The 22,717-nt window shown below is 66.0% G+C and carries 27 protein-coding genes; 20 read left to right on the forward strand and 7 right to left on the reverse strand.

Annotated elements, in window-relative coordinates:
• The first annotated feature begins 12 nt into the window (after nt 1-12).
• The 7 genes from EO136_RS17150 (at nt 13) to EO136_RS17180 (ending at nt 4,524) form a co-directional block, all read left to right on the forward strand.
• A complete protein-coding gene (locus EO136_RS17150; RefSeq protein WP_127145613.1) occupies nt 13-1,644 on the forward strand; it encodes a proton-conducting transporter transmembrane domain-containing protein in 1,632 nt (543 codons plus the stop codon).
• Complete coding sequence (locus tag EO136_RS17155; protein WP_127145614.1) at nt 1,644-2,126, forward strand: Na+/H+ antiporter subunit E; 483 nt, start codon at nt 1,644-1,646, stop codon at nt 2,124-2,126. The genes EO136_RS17150 and EO136_RS17155 overlap by 1 nt, the downstream gene beginning before the upstream one ends.
• A complete protein-coding gene (locus EO136_RS17160; protein WP_127145615.1) occupies nt 2,123-2,449 on the forward strand; it encodes a cation:proton antiporter in 327 nt (108 codons plus the stop codon). Before EO136_RS17155 ends, EO136_RS17160 begins: the two co-directional genes overlap by 4 nt.
• Nucleotides 2,449-2,793, forward strand: a complete 345-nt coding sequence (gene mnhG / locus EO136_RS17165; RefSeq protein WP_127145616.1) for a monovalent cation/H(+) antiporter subunit G — start codon at nt 2,449-2,451, stop codon at nt 2,791-2,793. Before EO136_RS17160 ends, mnhG begins: the two co-directional genes overlap by 1 nt.
• Nucleotides 2,794-2,937: 144 nt before the next feature.
• Nucleotides 2,938-3,360, forward strand: a complete 423-nt coding sequence (locus tag EO136_RS17170) for a Ros/MucR family transcriptional regulator (RefSeq protein WP_127145617.1) — start codon at nt 2,938-2,940, stop codon at nt 3,358-3,360.
• Between the two features lie 260 nt (nt 3,361-3,620).
• Nucleotides 3,621-4,022: a helix-turn-helix domain-containing protein gene (locus tag EO136_RS17175; protein ID WP_127145618.1), complete on the forward strand. Its 402-nt coding sequence runs from the start codon at nt 3,621-3,623 to the stop codon at nt 4,020-4,022.
• The gene (locus EO136_RS17180) at nt 4,009-4,524 is read left to right on the forward strand and encodes a DUF6456 domain-containing protein (RefSeq protein ID WP_127145619.1); all 516 of its coding nucleotides are present in this window, start codon (nt 4,009-4,011) and stop codon (nt 4,522-4,524) included. Before EO136_RS17175 ends, EO136_RS17180 begins: the two co-directional genes overlap by 14 nt.
• 21 nt (nt 4,525-4,545) lie before the next feature.
• On the opposite strand, the gene EO136_RS17185 is transcribed toward EO136_RS17180, so the two are convergent.
• Nucleotides 4,546-4,971 (reverse strand): SufE family protein, encoded by a 426-nt coding sequence (locus EO136_RS17185; RefSeq protein ID WP_127145620.1) that lies wholly within the window; start codon nt 4,969-4,971, stop codon nt 4,546-4,548.
• 87 nt (nt 4,972-5,058) lie between these two features.
• A complete protein-coding gene (locus EO136_RS17190) occupies nt 5,059-5,370 on the reverse strand; it encodes a hypothetical protein (RefSeq protein ID WP_127145621.1) in 312 nt (103 codons plus the stop codon).
• Nucleotides 5,371-5,703: 333 nt separating this feature from the next.
• On the opposite strand from EO136_RS17190, the gene EO136_RS17195 reads away from it, so the two are divergent.
• The 3 genes from EO136_RS17195 to EO136_RS17205 all read left to right on the forward strand — a co-directional run bounded on the left by EO136_RS17195 (nt 5,704) and on the right by EO136_RS17205 (nt 8,867).
• A complete protein-coding gene (locus EO136_RS17195) occupies nt 5,704-7,326 on the forward strand; it encodes a PAS domain-containing sensor histidine kinase (protein ID WP_164730666.1) in 1,623 nt (540 codons plus the stop codon).
• Nucleotides 7,323-8,354 carry a peptidoglycan-binding protein gene (locus tag EO136_RS17200; RefSeq protein WP_164730667.1) on the forward strand — a complete coding sequence of 344 codons (1,032 nt, stop codon included), beginning with the start codon at nt 7,323-7,325 and terminating at the stop codon, nt 8,352-8,354. The genes EO136_RS17195 and EO136_RS17200 overlap by 4 nt, the downstream gene beginning before the upstream one ends.
• A gap of 165 nt (nt 8,355-8,519) precedes the next feature.
• A complete protein-coding gene (locus tag EO136_RS17205; protein ID WP_127145624.1) occupies nt 8,520-8,867 on the forward strand; it encodes a DUF1491 family protein in 348 nt (115 codons plus the stop codon).
• Here EO136_RS17205 and EO136_RS17210 read toward each other — a convergent pair.
• Nucleotides 8,855-9,970 carry a DUF2336 domain-containing protein gene (locus EO136_RS17210; protein ID WP_164730668.1) on the reverse strand — a complete coding sequence of 372 codons (1,116 nt, stop codon included), beginning with the start codon at nt 9,968-9,970 and terminating at the stop codon, nt 8,855-8,857. The genes EO136_RS17205 and EO136_RS17210 overlap by 13 nt on opposite strands.
• A 380-nt stretch (nt 9,971-10,350) precedes the next feature.
• Between EO136_RS17210 and EO136_RS17215 the strand changes: the two genes are divergently transcribed.
• Nucleotides 10,351-11,175: a hypothetical protein gene (locus EO136_RS17215; RefSeq protein ID WP_127145626.1), complete on the forward strand. Its 825-nt coding sequence runs from the start codon at nt 10,351-10,353 to the stop codon at nt 11,173-11,175.
• A gap of 85 nt (nt 11,176-11,260) precedes the next feature.
• Here the strand turns inward: EO136_RS17215 and EO136_RS17220 are convergent, their stop codons facing one another.
• From EO136_RS17220 to EO136_RS17230, 3 genes are read right to left on the reverse strand one after another with little or no spacing between them, the layout of a single operon-like run.
• Complete coding sequence (locus EO136_RS17220; RefSeq protein WP_127145627.1) at nt 11,261-11,806, reverse strand: DUF1254 domain-containing protein; 546 nt, start codon at nt 11,804-11,806, stop codon at nt 11,261-11,263.
• Entirely contained in the window at nt 11,803-12,378 is a 576-nt protein-coding gene (locus EO136_RS17225) for a DUF1214 domain-containing protein (RefSeq protein ID WP_127145628.1), read from the reverse strand. The genes EO136_RS17220 and EO136_RS17225 overlap by 4 nt, the downstream gene beginning before the upstream one ends.
• Before the next feature lie 3 nt (nt 12,379-12,381).
• Nucleotides 12,382-14,544 carry a transglycosylase domain-containing protein gene (locus EO136_RS17230; protein ID WP_127145629.1) on the reverse strand — a complete coding sequence of 721 codons (2,163 nt, stop codon included), beginning with the start codon at nt 14,542-14,544 and terminating at the stop codon, nt 12,382-12,384.
• A 147-nt stretch (nt 14,545-14,691) separates the two neighbouring features.
• On the opposite strand from EO136_RS17230, the gene EO136_RS17235 reads away from it, so the two are divergent.
• The 5 genes from EO136_RS17235 to EO136_RS17255 all read left to right on the forward strand — a co-directional run bounded on the left by EO136_RS17235 (nt 14,692) and on the right by EO136_RS17255 (nt 17,990).
• Nucleotides 14,692-15,144 carry a YcgN family cysteine cluster protein gene (locus EO136_RS17235; protein WP_425466634.1) on the forward strand — a complete coding sequence of 151 codons (453 nt, stop codon included), beginning with the start codon at nt 14,692-14,694 and terminating at the stop codon, nt 15,142-15,144.
• A gap of 147 nt (nt 15,145-15,291) precedes the next feature.
• Nucleotides 15,292-15,726, forward strand: coding sequence for a curlin (locus EO136_RS17240; RefSeq protein WP_127145631.1), 435 nt, complete (start codon nt 15,292-15,294; stop codon nt 15,724-15,726).
• Nucleotides 15,727-15,794: 68 nt separating this feature from the next.
• Nucleotides 15,795-16,208 (forward strand): curli-like amyloid fiber formation chaperone CsgH, encoded by a 414-nt coding sequence (gene csgH / locus EO136_RS17245; RefSeq protein ID WP_127145632.1) that lies wholly within the window; start codon nt 15,795-15,797, stop codon nt 16,206-16,208.
• A gap of 184 nt (nt 16,209-16,392) precedes the next feature.
• A complete protein-coding gene (locus EO136_RS17250) occupies nt 16,393-16,818 on the forward strand; it encodes a curlin repeat-containing protein (protein WP_246018430.1) in 426 nt (141 codons plus the stop codon).
• A gap of 119 nt (nt 16,819-16,937) precedes the next feature.
• Nucleotides 16,938-17,990 (forward strand): dipeptidase, encoded by a 1,053-nt coding sequence (locus tag EO136_RS17255; protein WP_127145633.1) that lies wholly within the window; start codon nt 16,938-16,940, stop codon nt 17,988-17,990.
• 9 nt (nt 17,991-17,999) lie between these two features.
• On the opposite strand, the gene aac(3) is transcribed toward EO136_RS17255, so the two are convergent.
• Complete coding sequence (aac(3), locus tag EO136_RS17260; protein ID WP_127145634.1) at nt 18,000-18,797, reverse strand: aminoglycoside 3-N-acetyltransferase; 798 nt, start codon at nt 18,795-18,797, stop codon at nt 18,000-18,002.
• A gap of 226 nt (nt 18,798-19,023) precedes the next feature.
• Between aac(3) and EO136_RS17265 the strand changes: the two genes are divergently transcribed.
• The 4 genes from EO136_RS17265 to EO136_RS17280 all read left to right on the forward strand — a co-directional run bounded on the left by EO136_RS17265 (nt 19,024) and on the right by EO136_RS17280 (nt 22,648).
• A complete protein-coding gene (locus tag EO136_RS17265) occupies nt 19,024-20,250 on the forward strand; it encodes a lytic murein transglycosylase (RefSeq protein ID WP_127145635.1) in 1,227 nt (408 codons plus the stop codon).
• A gap of 107 nt (nt 20,251-20,357) precedes the next feature.
• Entirely contained in the window at nt 20,358-21,407 is a 1,050-nt protein-coding gene (locus EO136_RS17270) for a sensor domain-containing diguanylate cyclase (protein WP_127145636.1), read from the forward strand.
• A gap of 127 nt (nt 21,408-21,534) precedes the next feature.
• Nucleotides 21,535-22,245, forward strand: coding sequence for a PAQR family membrane homeostasis protein TrhA (gene trhA, locus EO136_RS17275; protein WP_246018431.1), 711 nt, complete (start codon nt 21,535-21,537; stop codon nt 22,243-22,245).
• Nucleotides 22,246-22,333: 88 nt separating this feature from the next.
• Complete coding sequence (locus EO136_RS17280; protein ID WP_127145637.1) at nt 22,334-22,648, forward strand: hypothetical protein; 315 nt, start codon at nt 22,334-22,336, stop codon at nt 22,646-22,648.
• The last annotated feature ends 69 nt before the right edge of the window (nt 22,649-22,717 follow it).

Below are 22,717 nucleotides of genomic sequence, written 5' to 3' on the forward strand. Positions count from 1 at the left end.
AAAGACCAGGACATGGAGACTGAAGGTTCCTCATACGACGCACTCGACCTGCCGGTCGCGATGATCGAGGCAGGCAGCGTTGCTGCGGGCGAATGGATCGTGGTCTGGCCGGTGGCGCTGGCTCTGCTGGGGGCGGGCTTGCTCGTGATGCTGCGCGGCCACAAAGCGTTGCAGGCCTGGTTCGCCGCCGCCATCGTGCTGGCGATCACCGTCTCGAACCTCACCCTCCTTGTCACGGTCTTCGAGAACGGGCCGGTGGCGCTGACAATGGGCGGCTGGCTGCCCCCGTTCGGCATCACGTTCGCGGCCGACATGACCAGCGCGCTCTTTGCGCTCGCGGCCTCGATCGCGACGCTGGTGGTGCTGGTCTATGCGCAAGTGGAGATCGAGGACCGCGAATACGGCTATGGCTTCTTCCCGTTGCTGCTGCTGCTTTTGTGCGGGGTGAGCGGGTCGTTCCTGACCGGGGACATCTTCAACCTCTATGTGTGGTTCGAGGTGATGCTGATCGCGTCCTTTGGCCTGCTCTCGATGGGCGGGACGCGCATCCAGCTCGACGGGACGCTGAAATACGGCTTCCTCAACCTGCTGGCCACGACGTTCTTTCTGATCGCCATCGCCTATACCTACGGGCTGACCGGCACGCTCAACATGGCCGATCTGGTTGCCAAGGCCGACGATCTGCCGCTCGGGCCCATGCTGACCGTCGCCGCGCTGTTCCTGTTTGCCTTCGCGATCAAGGCGGCGGCCTTCCCGGCCAATGCCTGGCTGCCCGCCGCCTATCACACGCCCAAGGTGGCCGTGTCGGCGGTGTTCGGCGGCCTGTTGACCAAGGTGGGCGCCTATGCGGCGATCCGCATTCTCGTGATGATCTTCCCCGAGGGCCGCGACATGCTGGTGCCCGCGATCACAGCCCTGGCGGTGACCACGATGGTCCTGGGCCCGCTCGGGGCCATGGCCCAGACCAATCTGCGCCGGGCGGTCGGCTTTATGGTGATCGGCGGGATCGGGGTGATCCTGGGCGGGCTCGCGATCGTCGCGCCGGCCGATGTCCAAGGCATGGCGGCGACGGCTGTCGCCCGTCAGGGGCTTGGCGGCGCGGTGCTCTACGGCTTCCACTCTATGCTGACCCTCACCGCGTTCTACCTCGTGGCCGGGCTGATCGAGCGCATGAGCGGGACCGACGACATCCGGTTCATGGGCGGGCTCTATCTCGCGAGCGTCCCGCTTTCGATCATGTTCGTGGTCCTGGTCTTTGCCATCGCCGGCATGCCGCCCTTTCTCGGGTTCTGGCCCAAGCTGATCCTCGTGGAGGGCACGATCCGGGCCGGCAACTGGGTGCTGATGGTGGCACTGCTGGTCAATTCGCTGCTCACCCTCGTCGCGGCGAGCCGGCTGTGGGCCCACATCTTCTGGCGCAATGGCGAGGAGGGCGCGCGCTCGGAGCAGCGCAACACGCGCCTGCGCGTGCTCGAGCCCCGCGAGGTGCGGTTCGGCCTCATGCCCGTGATCGCGCTCATGGCGCTGATCGTGGTGTTCGGCCTGTTCCCCAACTGGCTGTTTGAGGCGGGTGGGGTTGCCGGTCTCGATCTCGTCATGCCCGACCGCTATGTCGATGCGGTCTTTGCGGAGGTGCCCAACTGATGGCCTTTATCCTGCTCGTCATCGTTCTGGCCCTGATCTGGGCTGCTGTGACCGGCTCGTTCAGCCTGATGAACCTGCTGCTCGGCTTCGCGGTGGCGGTGTTTGCGGCGCTGTTCATCCGCGCGCGCGTGGAGAGGCCCCATCTGCCGCGCCGGCTGCGCCGCATCCTCGTGCTGGCGTTCCTGTTCTTTTACGAGCTGGCGCTGTCGGCCTGGCGCGTGGCCGTACTGGTGGCCTCGCCCAACATGCACGCCAAGCTGCGTCCCGCGATCTTTGCCTATCCGCTGACCGTGAAATCGGATCAGGAGATCACGCTTCTGGCCAATCTCATGACGCTGACCCCTGGCACGCTGAGCATCGACGTCGCCCAGGACCGCTCGGTAATCTATGTCCACGCTCTGGAAATGCGCGACAAGGACGAAACGATCGCCGGGATCAAATCCGGCTTTGAAGCCCGAATCGCCGAGGTGTTCGAATCATGACGGGTCCCGAGTTCCTGTTCCTTGCCACGACGATCTCGCTGGCGGTGCTGACCGCGGCCTTCGTTCTGACCATCTACCGCATCGTGGTGGGCCCGACGCTGCCCGACCGGGTACTGGCGCTCGACATGCTGATTGCGGTCGCCATCGGCTATATCGTGGTGGTCGCGATCCGCACCGGTTTCACGCTCTATCTCGACATCGCCATCTCGCTGGGCCTCGTGGGCTTTCTCTCCACGGTCGCCTTCGCCCGGTTCATCCACCAGCGCTGGCAGATCAGCCAGGCGACGGCCGATGAAACCCCGACCCAGGAGGCCCGCCGGTGATGATCGATCTGCTCTATTATGCCGCCGGCGTCATGCTGATCGTGGGTGCGCTGTTCAGCTTCCTCGCGGTGGTGGGCATCCTGCGCCTGCCGGATCTCTATACCCGCGCCCATGCCGCCTCCAAGGCCGGTACGGTGGGCTCGGGGCTGACCCTGATCGCGATCGCGCTGGTCTCGTTCGACGTATCGGTGGCGTTGCGGGCAGTCGTGGGCATCGTCTTCTTCATGCTGACGGCGCCCATTTCCGCTCATCTGCTCTCACGCGCGGCCTATATTGCGGGATACATGCCCCATTCGAGCACTGTGCTCAACGAATTGGCAGATGCTCAGAAGGGCGACAAATAAAAATTGTATGCACCCCTTTTTCGCCAAGATATGCCGACACAGTTGCATCGCTAGCGAAACATCATTAAACGGAAATCGGAATTGACGGCCAGGCGTTTTGGGGGCCGTCAATAATCAATCCCAAGGAAGGGGAAGGGAAACGCAATGACCACTTCGGTGAATGCGGAGCCCAAGGTTGATATGGACCTTGTCGAGTTCAGCACTGAAATAGTATCCGCGTATGTGAGCCACAACGCAATTAGTCCTACAGACCTGCCCAAGCTGATCGCCGAAGTTCATGCGGCGCTGCGCGGGCTGACGTCTGATGAAGCCGTTGCTCAGGCTGAGGAGAAAAAGCCCGCTGTTCCGGTGCGCAAATCGGTGACGTCCGATTACATCATCTGTCTCGAGGACGGGAAGAAGTTCAAGTCGCTCAAGCGGCACCTGCGCACGCACTACAACCTCTCGCCAGAAGAATATCGCGAGAAGTGGGGCCTGCCGGCCGACTATCCGATGGTTGCGCCGTCATATTCGGCCACGCGCTCGAAACTGGCCAAGGACAACGGTCTGGGCCGCAAGGCCGACTGACCGCAGCCCGCTAAAGGGGTCCGCCATCTGCGGGCCCGGGGCTGGATCCGTGAGTCGCCCACCCGATGGGCAAGTGCTCAGGATACCATGAGCGCCGCACGCCGGGGACCCACCAGCACCGATCAATCACAAGTGACAGGGCCGCCCATCGGGCGGCCTTTTCGTTTGGGCTCGCCCATGCGGGATCGATACGAACTTATCCCCTCTCGCCTGTCGCGCGATATAGGAATTATATCCTATAGTCGTTTGCAGGTGTGGTCATGTCCGATGTCAGTTTCTCCGATTCCCGGCTCCGCAGCGAGGGCGCGCGGTCGGCGCGGGCCGAGCAGATGTGCCGGCTGGCCGCCGGCCAGGTGGCGCGAAAGGCAGGCGTGCCGATCAGCGAGATCTTCGCCCCCACCCGCCGTCGGGCACCGATCGCGTCTGCCCGGCAGCTCGCGATGTATATCGCCCACACGCTGCTGGAGGTGACCATGAGCGATGTGGGGGCGTGCTTCGGGCGCGACCGCACCACGGTGGCCCATGCCTGCCAGACGGTCGAGGACATGCGCGACGACTGCGACGCCGATGCGCGGATATCGACCATCGAGGCGTCGGTCCTCGCCCATGCCACGGGCGCTGCTGCACGGGTGGCAGGAGGGCACGATCATGATGCCCGCTGAGCGCGTGCGGGGCGAGGGCGTTCTGGCGCTGCCGGCCATCGCTGCGCTGGTGCGGCGGCAGGGCAGGGCGGGGCCCTATCTCGAGGCGCATCACATCGTCGCCGCCGAGCGGATCGCGCGGCTCTATGAGCGATCCCGGCTGACCCCGAGGGTGACCATGCGCTACGAGCCTGTGCCCGGCGGGGGCCGGCAGGGGCGGCGGGAAGGGGGCAGCGATATCCCCGAGATGGCGGCGGAGGCCCGCAAGGCGCTGGCCCGGCTGCATGGGCATTTGCCGCCCGACTGCATGGACGTGATCGTCGACGTGGTGGGGTATGAGAAAGGGCTGGGGGAGATCGAGGCGGCGCGGGGCTGGCCGCGCCGGTCCGCCAAGATGGTGCTGCGCATTGCGCTCGACCAGGCGGCGATCGCCTTCGGGCTGAGCGGTGCGGCCACGGGGGCGGCATCGGGGTCGGTGCGGGGCTGGGTGGCCCCGGACGGGCGGCCGACGCTGGTGGGCTGAAGCCCCGGCCGGCGCGCCGCGTTACATGTGGGCCTGCGCGTCCGAACGGATGCGGCCAACCATCGCGGAAAGCCCGTTGGCGCGCTGGGTGGAGAGATGCTCGCGGAGGCCGATGGAATCGAGGATCGACACCGCATCGGTCTCGGCCACCTCGGCGGGCGTGCGGCCCGAATACAGCGCGAGCAGGATCGCAACGAGCCCTTTGACGATCATGGCGTCGGATTCCCCGCGATAGCGCAGGACGGTCTGGCCATCGACCGCGTCGGTTTCGGTGACCAGCCAGACCTGGGAGGCGCAGCCATGGACGCGGTTGGCTTCCGAGCGCTCGGCCTCTGCGAGCGGAGCCATCTGCTGGCCGAGCTCGATCAGGTATCTGTACCGGTCTTCCCAGTCATCGAGGAAGTCCAGGTTCTCGGCGATTTCGTCAAATTGCGGCGTTGTGCTCATGGGCTCCTAGATAGACCCTCGCGGGTCACAAAAAAAGGCCGCATGCGCATCAGGACTGCGTGTGCGGCCAATTCACCCGAAGACGGTTTAACTTGCCCAGGCCGGCCGTGGGGGCGGGAAGGGGGCTTCGGCCGGCTGAGGCGCCGGGGTGGGGTCGGCTGGAGGCGAGGCGAGGGCGCCGGCGCGGTCGGCGACAAAACCCACGAGCCCGGTGACCGCAGCGCGGCCCGCGGCGCATTCGAGCGAGGTGCAGGCATTGGGATCGAACGCTTCGGCGAGCGAGCGGCCCGAGGCGGCGAGGTCCGCGCCAGCGGAGGCGGCTCCGGCGGGGCCGTGGTTGGGCGCCATGACCAGCCAGGCTGCACCGAGCCAGAATGCCGAGCGGAGAATGAAGCGCATGTCGCACCGCCTTTCACAACCGAAGGGTACCGATTGGGTGATCCTATGGGGTGCGCGTGAAGCGGGTATCGAAAAGACCGGACAAATTTATCTCGAATTTTATGAAAGTTGCAGAGCCCCCGGCAAGGATTGGTCAGGCAAGGAACTGTTTACGCTAACCCCAGTTTAAGGCCGTTCGGGAGCCTGATTCGTCCAACTCCGCGCCTCCCGTCGCTCTCACTTAAGGGTGTCTTAGGGCTTGAATGAAACTGTTGCCGTGCCGCCCGGACCTGGGCGGACCGGACGCGTATCCTGTTCGAGAACACCGAGTATTTCATGGTCAAGTCACTGCCAATGCGATCTTTTCTGGACCGGATCCCGGGCGCCGGCGCGCTTGCGGCCCATGTCCGGAGCCAGGCCGACCTCGCATGGGTCTCTGGCGTGCTGACCACGCTCGCCCTTGCTGGCCTCGTCTATCCATTCGCGCTGGCCGCGATGGTGACGGGCAGCTATGTCCCGCTCGTCGGAGCCTCGCTGGGGCTGGCCGGCTCGGCGCTGGCCCTGATGGCGCTGGCCCAGGGACGGACCGGCGCTGCGGTTCTGGTCCATGCGGCGATGCTGGCCGGCATCGGCACCATGCTGGTGCTTGCCGGTCCGCTCGCGATGGCGTTCGGGGTCGGAGTGCTGGCCCTGGCCGCGCTGGAAGCCGGTGCGCTGGCGCGGACCCTTGTCTCTGGCGCGGCCAGGACTGCACAGGGGCCCGAAAGCCTGATCGAGGCGCTGCCTGACCCGGTGGTTCGGTTCGACCCGGCGGGCCATCCGGTGTTCGTTTCGGCGCGCACGGCCGCGATTCTGGGATGCCGGCATTTCGAGCTCGACCACGGCGGTCTCCTCGCTCGGGTGCATGTGCTCGACCGGCCCGCCTACATGGCCGCGATTTCCGAGGCGACCCATGGGCGGATCGGCCGGACGGTCGAGATGCGCATGCGCCGCGATGCCGAGGCGCCGGGCGAGAGTGCGCAGTATCTGTGGATGGAAATGGCGCTCGAGCCGATCGAGGCGGATGCCGGTGCCACCAAAGGCCCGGTCGGCGCCGTGGCGCTCCTGCGCGACATCAGCGCCCGCAAGCGGATGGAAGCAGAAACCCGGGCCGGGCGCGCCGAAGCCGAGAAAGCATCGCTGGCCAAGTCGCGCTTCCTGGCGACCATCGGGCACGAGCTGCGCACGCCGCTCAATGCCATCGTGGGGTTTTCCGACTTGATGACCGCCGGGATCGGGGGCGAACTCAACCCGACCCATTCAGAATATGCCGGCCACATCAAGCAGAGCGGGTATCATCTTCTCGACGTGGTCAACATGCTGCTCGACATGTCGCGGCTCGAAGCGGGGCGGTTCGAGCTCCAGTGCGAGGCCTTCGACCCCGAAAAGATCGCGGCCCCCTGCATGCAGCTTGTGGAACAGGCCGCGGCCGACCGGGCGATCCGGCTGGTGCGCGCGGTGCCCACGACGCTGCCGCGGGTTCTTGCCGACGAGCGCGCGTGCCGGCAGATCCTGATCAACCTGCTCTCGAACGCGGTCAAGTTCAGCCATGACGGCGGCACGGTCAGCCTCGCCATGAAACGCCAGGGCGCGATGCTCAACGTTTCGGTTACCGATACGGGCGTAGGAATGGAGCCCGAGACGATCGGGCGAATCGGCGAGCCGTTCCTGCAGGAGCAGACCGGCCTCGCGCGCCGCTTCGAAGGGACGGGCCTTGGCCTGTCGATCGTCAAGGCACTGGTCGAACTGCACGACGGGCAGCTTCACGTCATGTCCCGCCCCGGAGAGGGGACGGTGGTGACGGTGCTGCTCCCACTCGAAGGCCCCGAGCGCGCCCGTCCGCGGCCCTCGGCCGAAATCACCGAACTCAGACCGGCCCGCACGGCCAGTGATGAGGAAAAATGGCAGCAAGACGAAAGAAAAAGCGCCGCAGGATGACAGCTTCGTCTCTCACCCACATTCCGCTTTCCATCGGTTCGGCGCTCCTGGCGCTTTCGGGCCGGGGGCTTTCCTGGGGCGCCGCGCAGGTCATGGCCGCGCCGATGGCCTCGGCGGTGCTGTTTACCGCCAGCGGCCTCGTGCTGATGGCGGGCACCAACGCGCTCTACCTCCAGGAAGGCAAACACCCCGCGCCGATGTTCTCGGTCCAGGGCCAGCAGGCAGCAGATGCGCCGCCGGCCATCGCCCCGGTGATGGCGACCCCGCCGATCCGGCCCGAAGGGCTCGAGATGGCCTCCGTGCCGCCCCCGGCCAGCGCCTCGCCCACACCGGCGCCCCAGCCCGAGCCGCCGAGCGAGAGCACTCCGGCCATCGGCAATGCCGATATCGCCGAGTTGCAGGAGCGGCTCTCGGCCATGGGACTCTTTGACGGAACGGTGGACGGCTATTACGGGCCCAAGACCGCCGACGCGATCCGCGCCTTCGAGGCCCGCTCGGGCCTGCCGCGTACCGGAGCGGCGAGCCCGGACGTGCTGCGGGCCGTGCGCTCTGCTGGCGACCAGTCCTCGGCGGCCCCGGTCCCGACACCGTCTCCGGCGCCCGAGCCCACGCCAGTGGCCGCGCCCGCGCAGACAGCGGTCGCCTCGGCCCCGAGTTCGAGTGACGACATCGCCTCGCTGATCGCGGCGGCGCCAGTCGAACAGCGTCCGGCTCCCGAGCCCGCCCCTGCAGCCGCGCCCGCGCCGGTGCAGGCCGTGGCGGCGCCCGAGCCCCAGGCAGAGGCGGTCGCGTCAGTTGCGGCAAGCGATCAAGAAGCAATCCCTCCGGCCCGTGACCGCGAACTGGTGCGGGCGGTGCAGTCCGGCCTGCTGCGGCTGGGCTTCATGCATGCGCCGGCAACGGGCGTGCTCGATGACACTACGGCGCAGGCGATCCGGAAGTTCCAGATCTTCCACAATTACCGGGTGACCGGCGAGATAACCCCGCAATTGCTCGACAGGCTTGCCCTGGCCGGCGGAAACTCCTAGGGCATATCCAGTTCTGATTGGATCAGAACCGGAGAGCTCTCGGTGTTCGGTTTTTCGCGTTCGTGAGCCGGGGAAGTGTTTCCATCCCAGACCACGTCTGGGACAGGCATTTTCCTGGAAACACGCCAGAGCTCCCGCCCTCCAATTGAGCCGGGAAGCCGGGCCATGCAGCGATTGCGCAGCGATATCTGGTGCTCAGCCTTTGTGCGGCGGCACAACGCGCTGGGCAGCATGTGTGTGGTGGCGCGCCGGGGCGATCCGGTGGCCGGGCAGGTCTGGATCGAGATCGATCATCTCAACGGAACAGTCTCGCTGCTGGTGCCCGCGCCCGATATCGGCATGGGAGAGGCGCGCGACGACCGTACGTTCATCGTTCGGCACGACCGGGTCGATCCGCCCACGGTGCGCGAGCGGATTGCCCGGGAGGTGGATTTCGATCCCGATGTGTGGGTGCTGGCGCTGGAATCACGCTCGGGCGAGCATGGCGTGCCGGTGATCGATCAGCCGGCGTGACGGCTGCGCATCCTGTCGAGCTGCTCGATGGCCTTCTGCCCGACCGTTCCGGTGCGCGGGGCGACCTCTGGGGTCGGGGTGCGGCGGCTTTCCTCGACAAAGCGGGTGTGTTCGGGCCGGGCGAGACCGGAGACCTTTACGTCGCCGCGCCAGGCACTGAGCAGGAACACCATGGCGGCGGTGTCCACGGCTTCAAACAGATGCGCATAGGCCGCGAGGGTGCGTGAGCGGTCCTCGTCGTGGCTGGTGGCGTGGATCAGGACCTTGAGCCCGTCCTGAGCCGTGCATCCAAAGGCGCGCAGGACCACAAAGAGCGCCGCGCCACTGGTGTCGTGGGCGATCTCCCCGCAACGGATTTCGTCGAGCCCGGTGATCTGGGTCAGCAGCTTAGTGATCCGGGGCCGGCGATTGTCCGAAAACAGCTTCATCAGCGCGGCGGTGAACTCGTCGGTCGCCACAGAAATCTGCTCGAAGGTGCGCATGAGCGGCACGCTGGGAAGTTCGCGCCCACTATAGGCGCGCAGAACCGCAAGGCGGCCCGCTTCGGGCAGGTCGAAAAAGACCGGGGTGAGGAGCGCGGCGTCGAAGTCCTCGCGCATGGAGAGAATGGACGCGACCTCGCGGTCCATCTGCGCCGAGCGGGTGAGGGCCGTGAGGTATGAGCCGCGTGGCTCGACGGCCCGATTGGCCGCGAGCGCGCGATAAACCTTGCGGCTGTTGATCGGGAACAGGCGCGCCAGCACCGGACCGGTGAGGTCGGGCCGCTCGGCGACCGCGGCGCTGATCGCGGTGTCGCCCTTGGCAACGAGGCGCAACAGCACGTTCTCGGAAATGGCGTCGGCCTGGCGGATGCGGTTGACCAGCCCGTCCCCGAGATTCTCGAAGACGAGGATTTCAAGAGCAGGGGTGAGCCCGGGCGCGCTGGCGAGAATGGTGGCGGCGCGGGCGCGCGCCGAGGGTGCGGCAGTGGGAAAGAGGCGACGGGCCAGCGCCTCGAACTGTTCGGATTCGGCGGCCAGCGGACGCGGACGGCTCGCATAGGCATCGCAGGCGGCCACGAGCAGCGTGTTGGCACGCTCCACACCGCCGGATTCGATGAGCAACTGAAACGTCTCGTACGGCTGGAAACCGAGCATGGGTCGAATCGTATCCGCATTGGAATTGGATTTTGCTTACTATCGTTTCAAATTCGTTAGCGGACTATTAACCTTGATGAACTCTTAATGGACATGCCGACGGACGATGGGTGGAGATTCCGCGGGGGCGTTGCAGTTCCGTCGGGCAAATGTTGAGAGGCCAATCATGGGTGTCGTGCTCGATTTTCGGCCCGGACTGCACAAGCCTGGTAGCCCCGCGTCCTCCGGACATTCCGGCGGCGGCAAGGTCGTGCTGTTTACAGGGATATTCTATGACCGGACACCTGATGCCGGGCCAAAGGCGCCGGTCGGGCGCACGCGACGCGTGCGCAAGGGGTGAGAATCCCTTGAAACCGATATTGGGCGGCCTCCTGCGCGGGGCCGGGATCGCGCTCGCCATAGGCGCGCTGGCTGGCTGCGTCACGCGTCCGGTGGGCGATCTGGGACGGGTGGAGGCCAGTCTCGTCCATGACGAGGTGATGCCGGTCGCAGGGAGCGTGCGCGCGCAACTGGCGGGCGAGCCGGTGTCGCGGTTCAACCGCACGGCAGAAGAGATCGAGATGAGCGACCGCATCTGGCGCTTCCTCGTTGCGCCCCATGCGGACTGGTTCCACGATGCCGCGGCCGAGCTGCAGCGCACCCGGCTGGCGAGCGCGCTCGACAGGGCCTTCAAGCCGCGCGCCTATTACGAGCACCTTGCCGCGACACGTTTTGCCTCCTCGCGCGCCCGCTACAGCCGGATCGAGGATGACGCCAGGGCCGATATCGCCACGCTGCCATCGACCTTTGCATCGATCTGCAAGGTGATCGAGATCGACCGCCAGAGGGCGGTGGCGCTGGCCAATATCGAGCGCAAGCCCTCAGGCGCCGCGGAAAATGTGGCGGCGCGTGAATGGGAGAACCAGCAGGTGATCGGCTGGTTCACGCGCGCGCTGGACTATCGCTTCATCGCCTATTCCACGGCGCTCGATGGGCTGCTGGTCGAAACGCCCCATGAGGAGGCGCGTGGCGTCGATGCGGCGCTGGTCGCGCTCGAGGTGTTCGTGCATCGGGCCAAGGCAGGAGCCTTCTGCCCATCGGCCGGCACCGCGGTGGCCAAGGATGGCAGCGAGGGCTCGCGGTTCGCCGCGCCACGGTCGGGGCTGCACACGCCGGCGCTGCCGCGCAAATAGCGGCTTTGACCTGTCGCGTTGCCGAGCCGGAAAAGCGTTGCCATCCCGGATCGGGGTCTGGGACAGGCATTTTCCTGGCAACGCTCTATCGCACGTTGAGGCAGCGCAGGTCGGCAAGAGCCTCGCGATAGCGATCGCGTGCCGCAGGGTGGGGCGGGGCCAGCCGCAGGACGGCCAGGGCTTCGTCACCCGGCGCTTCAGCGATGATCAGTCCTTCCTCGACTTCGAAACTCTGTTCGGTGAGGAGCCGCATCTGACTGGGCCCGAAGATCCCGAGGTCGAGATCGTCGCTGGCATTGGCGCGGCTGGTCGTGGAATAGACCACGTGCCCGTCGGCATCGAACACCGCCACCGACCAGAAGCTGCCAGGCAGCGTGCCGCTCAGGACGCCCGGCCCGTCATCGAGATCGAACCGGCAGACGCCATATAAAAGCTCGGGATCGAGCCGGAGAGGATTGGGGTCTCCCGCCGCGAGGTCGTCGAGCACCACGAGTTGGGCGGGCTCGGTCACGGCCTCCAGCCGGTGCCAGAGGTCTCTGGTCGCGAAATCGGGCAACACCAGGATCATCACGATGTGAATGATGATCCCGCACGCGATGCCCACCAGAACGGTCAGACCCAGCCGCATCATGGGCAATCGACCCGGGTGATCGAGGGAAGGCCGGAGATGGCGGTGGTGCCGCCAGAGAACACGGCCGCATCATAGAGCGTCAGGATGAGCTGGAAGGCGCCGTCGCCGTCGATCTCGAGCCAGTTGCCCGGGGCAAGGCTCGGGCTGACATGAACGTTGACCGAGCCGTCCCGATCCAGCGCCAGCCGGTCCGAATGCAGGGCCATGGTCTCTGGGGCGGCAGAGACGATCGCGCCTTGTGGCGTGGTGGCGGCAAGGGTCCAGAAGTCGGCGGTCGGCACGCTGCCCTCAAGGGCGTAATGGCAGGCACGGTCCAGCGGATCGCCCGAGCTGTCCTCGTTGGCGACGAACTGGATGCCCTCGCTCTCGCCGAGCTGGAGAAAGCCCTCGCGGGCGAGATAGGCGCGCGAATAGGGATCGGGATAGCTCTGGCCGATCTGGGGCCATGCGGCCCAGGGGCCGACGCTGACCGAGCCGATGACCCTGCCGTCGGTGAGCGCGTAATAGCTGGCGCCGAACCCGACACCGACAGCAATGACCACGATCAGGAAAATTCGGAAGAGAAATCCCAAGACCTAAAGACTCTCGCTCTCGCCGATCGGGTCCGGGGCCCGGGCCTGTTCGGTGGTCGAGAGATCGCCGTCGGCCACGCTGCGCATCAGCTCGGACAGATCGAGCAGCTTGACCGCCGCCGCCTGGGAGAGCTGCGGGGCGACTTCCGCCTCGGCCTCGGCATCCGCGTCCACCTCGGCTTCCGCGATGATGGTGGGGCGCGGCTGCATGGCGACGCCGAACAGGGGTTTGACCTCTATATCGGCGTGCGCGCGTTCCATGAACTTCTGCCACGCCTGCGCGGGCAGGCGGCCGCCGGTCAGGTCGTTGGTCGAGGTGTAATCATCGTTCCCATACCAGACCGAGGCGACGTAGTTGCCGGTGTAGCCCACATACCAGGCGTCGCGGTAGGACGAGGTGGTGCCGGTCTTGCCCGCCGAGGGTACACCCTCTATCTGGGCCCGTCCGCCCGTGCCGCCGTAATTGACCGCGTGCAGCATGTCGTTCATCTCAAGCGAGATGACCTCGTCGATCAGGCGTGGGGCCGGAGCTTCATCCTCAACCGAATAGACGAGATCGCCGCGCAGGGTCTCGATGCGCGTCACCCCGTAGCCGGTGGCCTTGTACCCGCCATTGGCGAACACGGCATAGGACGAGGCCATGTCGATGGCGCTGACCGAGGCGACGCCAAGCGCCAGCGAGCGGGTGACGGGGAATTCGTTGCGGATGCCGAGCCGGTGGGCCATCTCGGCGATGGGCTCGCGCCCGGTCTGGATCGAGAGGCGCACAGGCACGGTGTTGATCGAAGCAGCCATGGCTGCCTTGATCGTGGTGCCCCCACGATAGGAACGGCCATAGTTCTGCGGGCACCAGTTGCCGATGCACACCGGTGCGTCGGAAATGTTGCTCAGCGGCGTGATGTCGAGCATCTCGAACGCGGTGGCATAGACGAACGGCTTGAACGATGAGCCGGGCTGGCGGTTGGGCGCGATGGCGCGGTTGAACTGGCTCTGCCCGTAATCCACGCCCCCGACCATTGCCCGCACGGCCCCGTCATGCTCCATGGCGACCATTGCGCCCTGGGAGACGCGGAAGGCGGTGCCTTCCTCGCGCAGCACCGAAAGCACCGCATCCTCTGCGGCGTGCTGAAGCTCGGTATCGAGCGTGGTTTGGACGACGAAACCGATCTCGTTGGAATTGCCCACCAGCCGCTTGGTTTCGGCGAACGCCCAGTCGAGGAAATAATTGGGGGAGTTGAGCTCGGCGGACCGGTCGACGGCCTGGGCCGGACGCCTGCGGGCTGCTGTCACCTGTCCTTCGGTGAGAAAGCCGGCGGCGACCATGTTCGAGAGCACCACATTGGCCCGGCCGCGCGCGGCGGCGAGGTCCACATGCGGGGCGATGCGGCTGGGGGATTTGTAGAGCCCGGCCAGCATGGCCGCTTCGGCGAGCGTCACGTCCTGGATGCGCTTGCCGAAATAGAAATCGGCGGCCGCGACGACCCCCAGATTGCCGCCGCCCATATAGGCGCGGTCGAGATAGAGCTTGAGAATTTCGTCCTTGGAGTAATTGGCCTCCAGCCAGAAGGCGAGAAACAGCTCCTTGATCTTGCGCTCAAGCGTCCGTTCGTTGGACAGGAACAGGTTCTTGGCCAATTGCTGGGTGATCGAGGAGCCGCCCTGCAGCCCGCCCTCGCCCTCCGCGTTCGAGACCAGCGCGCGCAGCGTGCCCATCACGTCGATGCCCAGGTGCTCGTAGAACCGTCGGTCCTCGGTGGCGAGGGTGGCCTTGATGAGATAGTCGGGGATCGAGGTCAGCGCGACGGTGTCGTCGGCCCGCACGCCGCGCCGGCCGATTTCATTGCCGTCGACGTCAAGGAAGGTGACCGAATAGTCCTCGGCGCGGTTGAACTCGCCCGTGGCGGTGGCATCCATGGCCGAAAGCGCGAGGGCGGTCATCAGCACCGCGCCGATGGCCGCAAAGCTCATGGCGTCCGATGCGGCCTCCACGAACAGCCGCGCGATGCCGCGCACGGTGAACATGGCAAAGAAGTCCTGCAGGCGTCCATAGAAGCGCCCGGCCGATTTGGCGCCGTCAAACAGCGCCGAATCGAGCCATGCGTCGGCTTCCAGAAGGCGATTGTTGCTCTTTTTTCGCCGCTGCTTGGTATAGAATGGGTCTTGCACGTCGACTCGCTCGCACCGAACTCTGCCGGGGTGGCCCGAAAGCCATTGCCCAACGGAGCCTGATCCTATCCGGTTCCCGACGATCGGGTCACCACAATTGTACGTGCTTTTCACGCAGTTTGCGAGCCGCGAGACGGGATTTGGTTTATGCCCTGGTGGGATGAAAAAACGCTTGATGAAATGAACGCCGTCGAATGGGAGGCGTTGTGCGACGGTTGCGGCCGGTGCTGCCTGCTCAAGCTCGAGGACGAGGACACCGGGCAGATCTTTACCGCCGACGTCAGGTGCAAGCTGCTCGACGGCGATTCGTGCAGGTGCAGCGATTACCCCAACCGGCAGTCCAAGGTGCCCGACTGCATCAAGCTCACGCCCGAGAAAGTGACCCAGATCCCCTGGATCCCGCCCAGCTGCGCCTATCGGCGAATCGCGGAGGGAAGAGGACTGGCCTGGTGGCACCCGCTGGTTTCGGGCGATCCCGACACGGTGCACCAGGTGGGCGTTTCGGTGCGCGGGCGGACCGTGGCCGAGGAGGATGCCAACACCGAGGACTGGGAAAGCCACATGGTGGATTGGCCATACTGGGAGCCCGAAGACAAATAATTCAATAGCAAATTCAATGGGTTGTGAGAAATGTTACGGCTGAACGGTTTCTGAACGTGCACTTCAGCCTGCGTTCCGGCCTGCGGCGCTAGATCTTGTCCCGTCAACGCAACACACGGCAGCAAGCCGGAGCTCAGGAGACGGAACATGACGCGCAAATTCATTCTTTCGACGGTTTTCGTGGCAATCGCAGGCTTTTCGGCCGTTCCGGCCATGGCCAATGATGTCTTCATCAACCAGTGGGGCTGGGGCCACTCCGCCGGCGGCCAGCAGACCGGCCGGGCCAACCAGATCGGCATCCATCAGGACGGGCGCTTCAACGGCTCTGTCGCCAACCAGCGGGGCCGCAACAACGTCGCCGCCACCGGCCAGACCGGCCGCTACCACTCCTCCACCATCGACCAGCGCGGCCGCAACAACGCGGCGGGTGTCGGCCAGTTCGGGCGGGGTCACACCTCGATCCTGACCCAGGACGGCAGAGGCAACGTCGCAGCCGGCGTGCAGGTGGGCCGCAATTGCTCGGCCAGCGTCGACCAGTCCGGATCGGGCAACGTCGCCGCCTTCGTCCAGACCTGCAATTGAGCGCTGCAGGCGCCGGGAGAGGCGAGCGCGCGTCTCCCGGACATGCGAAAGCCAAAGGAAGACAGGACATGAGAATCGTAAAGACAATCAGAGCCAATGCCGCGATCATCGCGGTCTCGGCGGTGGCGATCATCGGGGTGGCCGGCGCCACTCAGGCCGGTGGAAGTTTCACCGGGGCCGGCACCGACGCCACCGAATGCGCGATAGCGACAACCGCTGAGGGCGGCATGACGCGGATCAAGGCGCTCTATCAGGCCGGGCAGACCGGCTGGGGCACCTACAGGCTCGAGGTTGAGAGCGTGGGCGGGCCCAACCGCTCCACCATTTCCCAGGGCGGGGAATTTTCCGCCGGACCGGACGAGGCGGTGACGCTGGGCTCGGTCAATCTGGGCGGGCAGGGCGCGACCTATGACGCCAGGCTCTCGATCGAAATCGGCGGCAAGAGCTATGCGTGTTCGGGAAAGGTCGGCTCGCGCGCATGAGACCGACCACCAGCCAGACCCATAGAAAAGGGCTTCGGGACACCGGAGCCCTTTTCGCTTTGAGGGCCGGCCGCCGGCGCGATGAACCGACGCTTAACGCGCACTTCCGGATCGGTTCAGCCGCGATGCGTCAGTGTCCAATCAACGGCTGGGGAGCCGGAGCAACACACAAAGGAGCAGGGCCATGACCGCAATTTCCAAACGTTTCACCAAGTCTTTCGCAGCCGGCGTCGCCGCAGCAACGATCGCGATGGTCTCGATGATCGCCCCCGCGCAGGCGGGCGGGCAGATCTCGCTGAATTACAACCCGTCCAACGCCCGTGATGCCCAGATGGTGCAGATGGGGCTGGGGATCTATCAAATCGTCAACGAGATCGAGCGCAATGGCGGCATCCGCCAACGCGGCAACAACAACACCGCCGGGGTGGCGCAGAACGGGGGCGGCAATTTCGGTGTCGTCCACCAGGAGGGTCGCGGACATAACGGCACGGTCCAGCAGAACGGCAATTCCAACAGCTACGGGCTGTTCCAGTTCGGGCGCAACACCAATGCCCACGTCAACCAGAACGGCAACGGCCAGAGCGGGCTGGGCCTGGTCTTCGGCTGGTAGGTCGACCGCAAGCACAACGTCCTGGTGGCGGGGCCGGTCAAAAACCGGTACCCGCCGCCAGTGCATCCGGGCCCGCTTTGCGATAGGGAAGGCTATCTGATCCTTTGACGGAGCCCTTGATGACGCGCCCGAACCCCACGGTCTTTGACGGCCACAACGACACACTGCTCAGGATCGTGATGGACCGGCGCAAGGGGCGAGAGATCGACTTTCTTGCCGGGGTCGAGGGCTACCATATCGACCTGCCCAAGGCGCAGGCCGGCGGGCTTGCAGGCGGGCTGTTTGCGATGTTCTCGCCCAATCCCGACAGCCTTTCGAGCGCGCTCGGCGGCAAGCCCGCGATGGGGAATCCGATTTCCCAGGAGGTGGCCGAGGACTTTACCTACGCGATGATGGATGCGGGCGACGAGATCGTTGCGCAATCGGGTGGGGCGGTGCGGCACTGCACGAGCGCGGCCGAAATCCGCACGGCCATGCAAGAGGGGGCGCTGGCGATGGTCTATCACATCGAGGGGGCCGAGGTGATCGCGCCCGATCTGGGCAATCTCGACGCGCTCTATACGCGCGGGCTGCGGTCGGTTGGACCCGTGTGGAGCCGGGACAATGTGTTTGCCCACGGAGTGCCGTTCTCATTTCCCGCCTCGCCCGACCACGGGCCGGGGCTGACGGCGCAGGGCGAAGATCTCGTGAGAGCCTGCAACGCCAAAGGGCTCATGCTCGACCTTTCGCACCTCAATGAAAAAGGGTTCTGGGATATCGCACGGCTCTCGGACAAGCCGCTGGTTGCCAGCCATTCCAACGTCCATGCGCTCAGCCCCACGCCCCGGAACCTTACCGACCGCCAGCTCGACGCCATCGCCGAATCCGGGGGGCTCGTGGGGCTCAATTTCGCGGTGGGGTTCCTGCGCGAGGATGGCAATCACGGGCGGACGGATACTCCGATCGCCCAGATGATCGCCCATCTCGACTATCTGCTGGAAAAGCTCGGTGAAGCGGGCGTGGGGATCGGGTCCGATTTTGACGGCGCTTCGATGCCGCGCGAGATCGGCGATGCGCGGGGCCTGCCGCTTCTGGTCGCGGCAATGGCCGAGGCCGGCTATGGCGAGGACCTGATCGCCCGGATCACCCATGGCAACTGGATCGATCTGCTCGAGCGCACCTGGGTTGCGTGAACGGGTGGTTCAGCGCAGGGCCAGTCGCTCCAGCCAGTCGACCGCGAAGCCGACCATGGGCGCGGCATCGGTGACAAGGCAGGGCGCAGGCCCGATGCGATCGCGTCGCGCGATGCCGGCTGCGACTGCGCCGGCGACGATGGCGCCGAAATAGTCCTCGCCCGCAAGGCTGGCCATGACGGGCCGGGCAGTGTCGAACTCCTCGATCATCCGCCAGAGCGTGCCACTTTCGCGCGCAAAGGGCACCTCGATGCGCTTTATCGGCTTGCCCGGGATGCGGGCAAGATGCTCGGCGTGGTGGATCAGCGTTATGGTGTCGTCGGGCGCGCCGACCATGAACACCTTGCCTCCCGCCGCGACGAGTTTGGCGAAGGGTGAGCCTTCGCCATAGCCATAGTCCAGCGGGTGATCGGCGGTGATGGCTTGGGCCTTTGCGCCCAGCGCGGCGACCGAAGCGCCGGGGCTGGCGCTGCGGAGCGCGCCCGGGGTGGTGCGCAGGAATTCGGGCAGGATGCCGTTCTCGCGCGCGGCGCGCGAGCGCACCGGATCGAAGGGCGGAATGTGGGGCTTCCAGTATTCGGGGACGCGGCCCTCGGCATCGGCCAGCTGCTCGTAGGACGCGTCCCAGTCGGTATAGGCGATGAGCGTGCCCTCGGGTCCGACGGCATCGCCCAGTGCGGCGATGACGGTGTCGGGTCCGCCCAGCACCGGGCCCAGCGACCCGATGGCCGCATGAACCATTACGATATCGCCAGAGACGAGCCCGATGCGATCAATTTCGGCACGGAGGGCGGCGCGGGTGAGCATGGGGCAGGGCACGTCTTCACGGGAGTGTGAACCAAAGGCTAACCGATGACCGCCCCGGTGCCAACGTGCTTAACATGCCCTTAAGCCTATGGGCGCAATATGGCGGCTGTTGAGTCAGTCGTGTACCGGTCCGTGCGTGCCGGTCGTCCAAAGGGGGCTTGGACGCCATCCCGCCATAATGGCGGGTTACCATCGCGCGGGGGCTGGGAGCCGTGAAGGTGTGCCCATGCGTAAAACAGTTATCGTGTCCCCTGGTCCCTTGCTCTCTCGCCGCAGGGCGATCGCCCTCGGCCTTGGCGCCGGCGCTGCCGCCATGGCGCTGCCTGGGGTGGCCTTTGCGAGCGTTCCCAATTTCGTTTCGGGCCTGTGGCCGGAAGCCCAGTCCAAGGGCGTCTCCCGGCAGGTCTTCGATGCCGCGTTCGCAGGGTTTTCGCCCAGCCAGAAGATCATGGATCTCACCCGGCGCCAGCCCGAAGTCACCAACACCACGGGCCAGTATCTGGGCAACGCCGTGAGTTCGGCCCGCATTTCCACCGGCCGCTCGATGCGCGGGGAGTGGAGCCAGACCCTGGGCACCGTTCAGCAGCGCTGGGGCGTGCAGTCGGAAATCGTGCTCGCGATCTGGGGCATGGAAACCAATTACGGCTCATATATGGGCGGCAACAACGTGATCCACGCGCTGGCCACCCTGACCTATGGCAATTACCGCTACGATTTCTTCAAGGGCGAACTGCTGACCGCGCTACAGATCCTGCAGCAGGGGCATGTGGCTGCGTCCAACATGGTGGGCTCCTGGGCGGGTGCGATGGGCCATACCCAGTTCATGCCCACCAGCTTCACATCCTATGCGGTGGACTATAACGGCAACGGACGGCGCGACATCTGGAACTCGGTGCCCGACGCACTGGCCTCGGCGGCCAACTATCTGCGCGCCCATGGCTGGAACAATGGCGAGACCTGGGGCTACGAAGTCGAGCTGCCCTCCAATTTCGATTATGGCCGTGCCTGGGACGCGGGGCGCCAGAGCCTTTCCACATGGCGTGACATGGGCGTTCGCCGCACGGGAGGCCGGGAATTCCCCCGCCTCGGTGATCAGGCCCGCATCCTGATGCCCTCGGGCAGTCAGGGGCCGAAATTCCTGCTGCTGGCCAATTTCGACGTCATCAAGCGCTACAACAATTCCGACAATTATGCCCTCGCGGTCGGCCATCTCGCCGACCGGATCCTGGGCGTCGGGCCGTTCGCCCAGCCGTTCCCGGCCAACGAAACCGGGCTGAGCCGCGACCAGCGCCGCGAACTCCAGCAATTGCTGAACAATCGCGGGTTCAGTGCGGGGACGCCCGACGGGATCATCGGGCCGCGCACGCGCGAGGCCATCATCGGGTTCCAGCGCAGTGCGGGGCTGACCGCAGACGGCCATCCCTCGAGCACGGTGCTCAGCCGGCTGCGCTAAGTCCCGGCCTCCGGCCCGCGAAACGATTGCGTAACCAAGTCGGACATGCCTTGCCCGAATAGGGCGAAAATGAGGTATCCTCGGAGCGTGACCAAGGAGACCTGTCTATGGACCCCGTGATCGATCGGGACGAAGAGCGTCGTCTCGCGGCGCTCTACGCCCACGGCTTTCCCGCCGGGATCGACCGCGATGCGCTGCGGCGCATCGTGCGGATCGTGCAACTGGCGACCGATGCCTCGATGGTGTCGATCAGCGCGATCGGCCGCAACCAGGAAGTGGTACTGGCCGCTTCGGGCATTCCGACCGACCCCATCGACCGCACATTGTCGCTGGCGGCGCAGGTGATCGCCGGGCGCGACCCCATGATCATCGAGGACATTTCGGCCGAACCGGCCCACGCCGACTGCGCGCTGGTTTCGGGCGATCCGGGGATAAAGGCCTATATGGGCGCGCCGATCATGTCCGAGGACGGGCGCCCCATCGGCGTACTCAGCGTGATGTCCGACACCCCGCGGCGGTTCGCGCTGCGCGAGATCGACCTCGTTGCCAATCTGGCCGGGCTGGCCGCCACCCAGATGGCGGCGGGCGTTGCCCAGGACCGAGACATGCTCACCGGCGTGCCGACGCGCCGGCGGTTCCTCGGCGAAGTGGAGCGCGAGTTCGAGCGGGCCCGCCGCTATGGCTGCCCGGCGGCGCTGGTCTTCATCGAGATCGACGGCGCAGCCGAGATCAACCGGACCATCGGGCCGCGGGCGGGTGAGGAAATCATCAAGGCTGTCGCCAATCGCGCATCCGAAGAGTTGCGGGCCACCGATGTGCTCGGCCGGCTGGCCGGCGAGGAGTTCGGCCTGCTGCTGCCCGAGACCATGGCCTACGAAGCCAGCCAGTGCGCCGAGCGCCTGCGCGAAACCATCGGTGCGATGAGCTTCCGGGCCGGAGGCAAGGTGCTCTCGGTGACCGCGAGCCTGGGGATCGCCAATTTCGTGCCCGAGCTGGCCTCGGGCATCCAGTGGTTTGCCCAGGCCGATGTGGCGCTGTATCAGGCCAAGAAATCGGGCCGGAACTGCGTTGCGTTCGCGCCGCCGGTCGAGACCGCGGACGGTCCCACGGCCGCGACGGATGAAATTGTGCCCTCGGTACGCTTCGACCTGCACTGAGACGGCGATGCGCCGGTGAACCAACACGGCGCTGCGGCGTTGGTGTCGTTCATCACCGTGCCACAGTCCGTGGACAATAAGGTCTGCCGGGCGGCCGGGACATGATGGCAAGGATACGGACATTTCAGTGATCGAGAGACCCCACCAAGGGAAGACCGGCGTTGCGCGCAAGGCGAGGGCATTCGTGCTGCGCTCGCGCCGAAGGTTCACGCTGGCGGAACTGGTGGCCGACGGCATCGTGCACGGCATCGGGCTGGTGGTGGCGCTGGTGGCGGGCACCGTTCTGATCACGGTCGCGGCGATGGAAACCGCGCGCGACGAGGTGTTCGGGCTGGCGGTCTATGTGGGCTCGCTGGTGGTGCTGTTCGGCGTCTCGATGGCGTTCAATCTGTGCCCGCCCGGCGCTGCCAAGGCCTGGCTGGCGCGGTTCGACCAGGCGGCGATCTTCCTGTTCATCGCCGGGACCTACACGCCCTTTCTCACCGCGCTGGCCGATGTGCCGCTGGCAGACAAACTGCTGGTCTTCGTCTGGGCGACGGCGCTGATCGGCATGGCGCTGAAATTGTTCGTGCCTCAGCATTTCGGGCGGCTGGCCATCCCGATTTATCTCGCGATCGGCTGGAGCGGGGTGCTGGTGTTCAGCGCGCTGGCCGATGCACTGCCCAAGACCGCGCTCTGGCTGATCGTGGCCGGTGGCATCGCCTATTCGGCCGGAATCATCTTCCACCTCTGGGAGAAGCTGCACTTCCAGAACGTGCTCTGGCATGCCTTCGTGGTGCTGGGCGCGGCGCTTCACCTGATCGCGGTGTTCGACGCTATGGTGGTGAGCCGGCTTTAGAGGGCACGTGTTCGGGCCAGCGCGCCGCGCAAGGGAACCGGGCGGCGGGGCAGGGTGTTTGATAGAGGTATCACGTCAAGGAGCCCCGATGAGCACTGCACGCAAAGCCGAAGACCGGCTGCTGGACAAGACCGAGCGCGAACTGGTGGACCAGACGCGGCATCCGGCGCTGGCCGCTGTATCGGACAAGGATCTGGCGCAGCTCATCAAGCTGTTGCGCGAGCGGCGCGACCGGGCGCGCGACCTCGCCAAGGCCCAGCGGCGCAACGCGCGCGGCAAGGGCAACGCCGAGGCCAGCGAAGGCGCGGACCGTGGCAACAGTGAAAAGATGAGCCTGCTGGCCCAGGCGCTGCAGCGCGCCAAAAAGGAAGTGGTGCGGCGCGGGCGTGCCACCGAGGTCTGAGCCCGGAAAATCATTGAAACGCGAGCAATGTCACGCCGGCCCCGCGCGAGAAGGGCCGGCGTTTTCTGC

The organism is Pelagibacterium montanilacus (assembly GCF_003992665.1).
Taxonomy (GTDB): domain Bacteria; phylum Pseudomonadota; class Alphaproteobacteria; order Rhizobiales; family Devosiaceae; genus Pelagibacterium; species Pelagibacterium montanilacus.

Coding starts and splice junctions, on each gene's coding strand:
- EO136_RS17240 (WP_127145631.1), top strand. CDS start 15,292: ATGACGCGCAAATTCATTCTTTCGACGGTTTTCGTGGCAATCGCAGGC.
- EO136_RS17150 (WP_127145613.1), top strand. CDS start 13: ATGGAGACTGAAGGTTCCTCATACGACGCACTCGACCTGCCGGTCGCG.
- csgH (WP_127145632.1), top strand. CDS start 15,795: ATGAGAATCGTAAAGACAATCAGAGCCAATGCCGCGATCATCGCGGTC.
- EO136_RS17170 (WP_127145617.1), top strand. CDS start 2,938: ATGACCACTTCGGTGAATGCGGAGCCCAAGGTTGATATGGACCTTGTC.
- EO136_RS17200 (WP_164730667.1), top strand. CDS start 7,323: ATGACAGCTTCGTCTCTCACCCACATTCCGCTTTCCATCGGTTCGGCG.
- EO136_RS17220 (WP_127145627.1), bottom strand. CDS start 11,806: ATGATGCGGCTGGGTCTGACCGTTCTGGTGGGCATCGCGTGCGGGATC.
- EO136_RS17235 (WP_425466634.1), top strand. CDS start 14,692: ATGCCCTGGTGGGATGAAAAAACGCTTGATGAAATGAACGCCGTCGAA.
- EO136_RS17250 (WP_246018430.1), top strand. CDS start 16,393: ATGACCGCAATTTCCAAACGTTTCACCAAGTCTTTCGCAGCCGGCGTC.
- EO136_RS17205 (WP_127145624.1), top strand. CDS start 8,520: ATGCAGCGATTGCGCAGCGATATCTGGTGCTCAGCCTTTGTGCGGCGG.
- EO136_RS17265 (WP_127145635.1), top strand. CDS start 19,024: ATGCGTAAAACAGTTATCGTGTCCCCTGGTCCCTTGCTCTCTCGCCGC.
- EO136_RS17280 (WP_127145637.1), top strand. CDS start 22,334: ATGAGCACTGCACGCAAAGCCGAAGACCGGCTGCTGGACAAGACCGAG.
- EO136_RS17185 (WP_127145620.1), bottom strand. CDS start 4,971: ATGAGCACAACGCCGCAATTTGACGAAATCGCCGAGAACCTGGACTTC.
- EO136_RS17180 (WP_127145619.1), top strand. CDS start 4,009: ATGATGCCCGCTGAGCGCGTGCGGGGCGAGGGCGTTCTGGCGCTGCCG.
- EO136_RS17255 (WP_127145633.1), top strand. CDS start 16,938: ATGACGCGCCCGAACCCCACGGTCTTTGACGGCCACAACGACACACTG.
- EO136_RS17175 (WP_127145618.1), top strand. CDS start 3,621: ATGTCCGATGTCAGTTTCTCCGATTCCCGGCTCCGCAGCGAGGGCGCG.
- EO136_RS17160 (WP_127145615.1), top strand. CDS start 2,123: ATGACGGGTCCCGAGTTCCTGTTCCTTGCCACGACGATCTCGCTGGCG.
- EO136_RS17195 (WP_164730666.1), top strand. CDS start 5,704: ATGCGATCTTTTCTGGACCGGATCCCGGGCGCCGGCGCGCTTGCGGCC.
- mnhG (WP_127145616.1), top strand. CDS start 2,449: ATGATCGATCTGCTCTATTATGCCGCCGGCGTCATGCTGATCGTGGGT.
- EO136_RS17270 (WP_127145636.1), top strand. CDS start 20,358: ATGGACCCCGTGATCGATCGGGACGAAGAGCGTCGTCTCGCGGCGCTC.
- EO136_RS17190 (WP_127145621.1), bottom strand. CDS start 5,370: ATGCGCTTCATTCTCCGCTCGGCATTCTGGCTCGGTGCAGCCTGGCTG.
- EO136_RS17155 (WP_127145614.1), top strand. CDS start 1,644: ATGGCCTTTATCCTGCTCGTCATCGTTCTGGCCCTGATCTGGGCTGCT.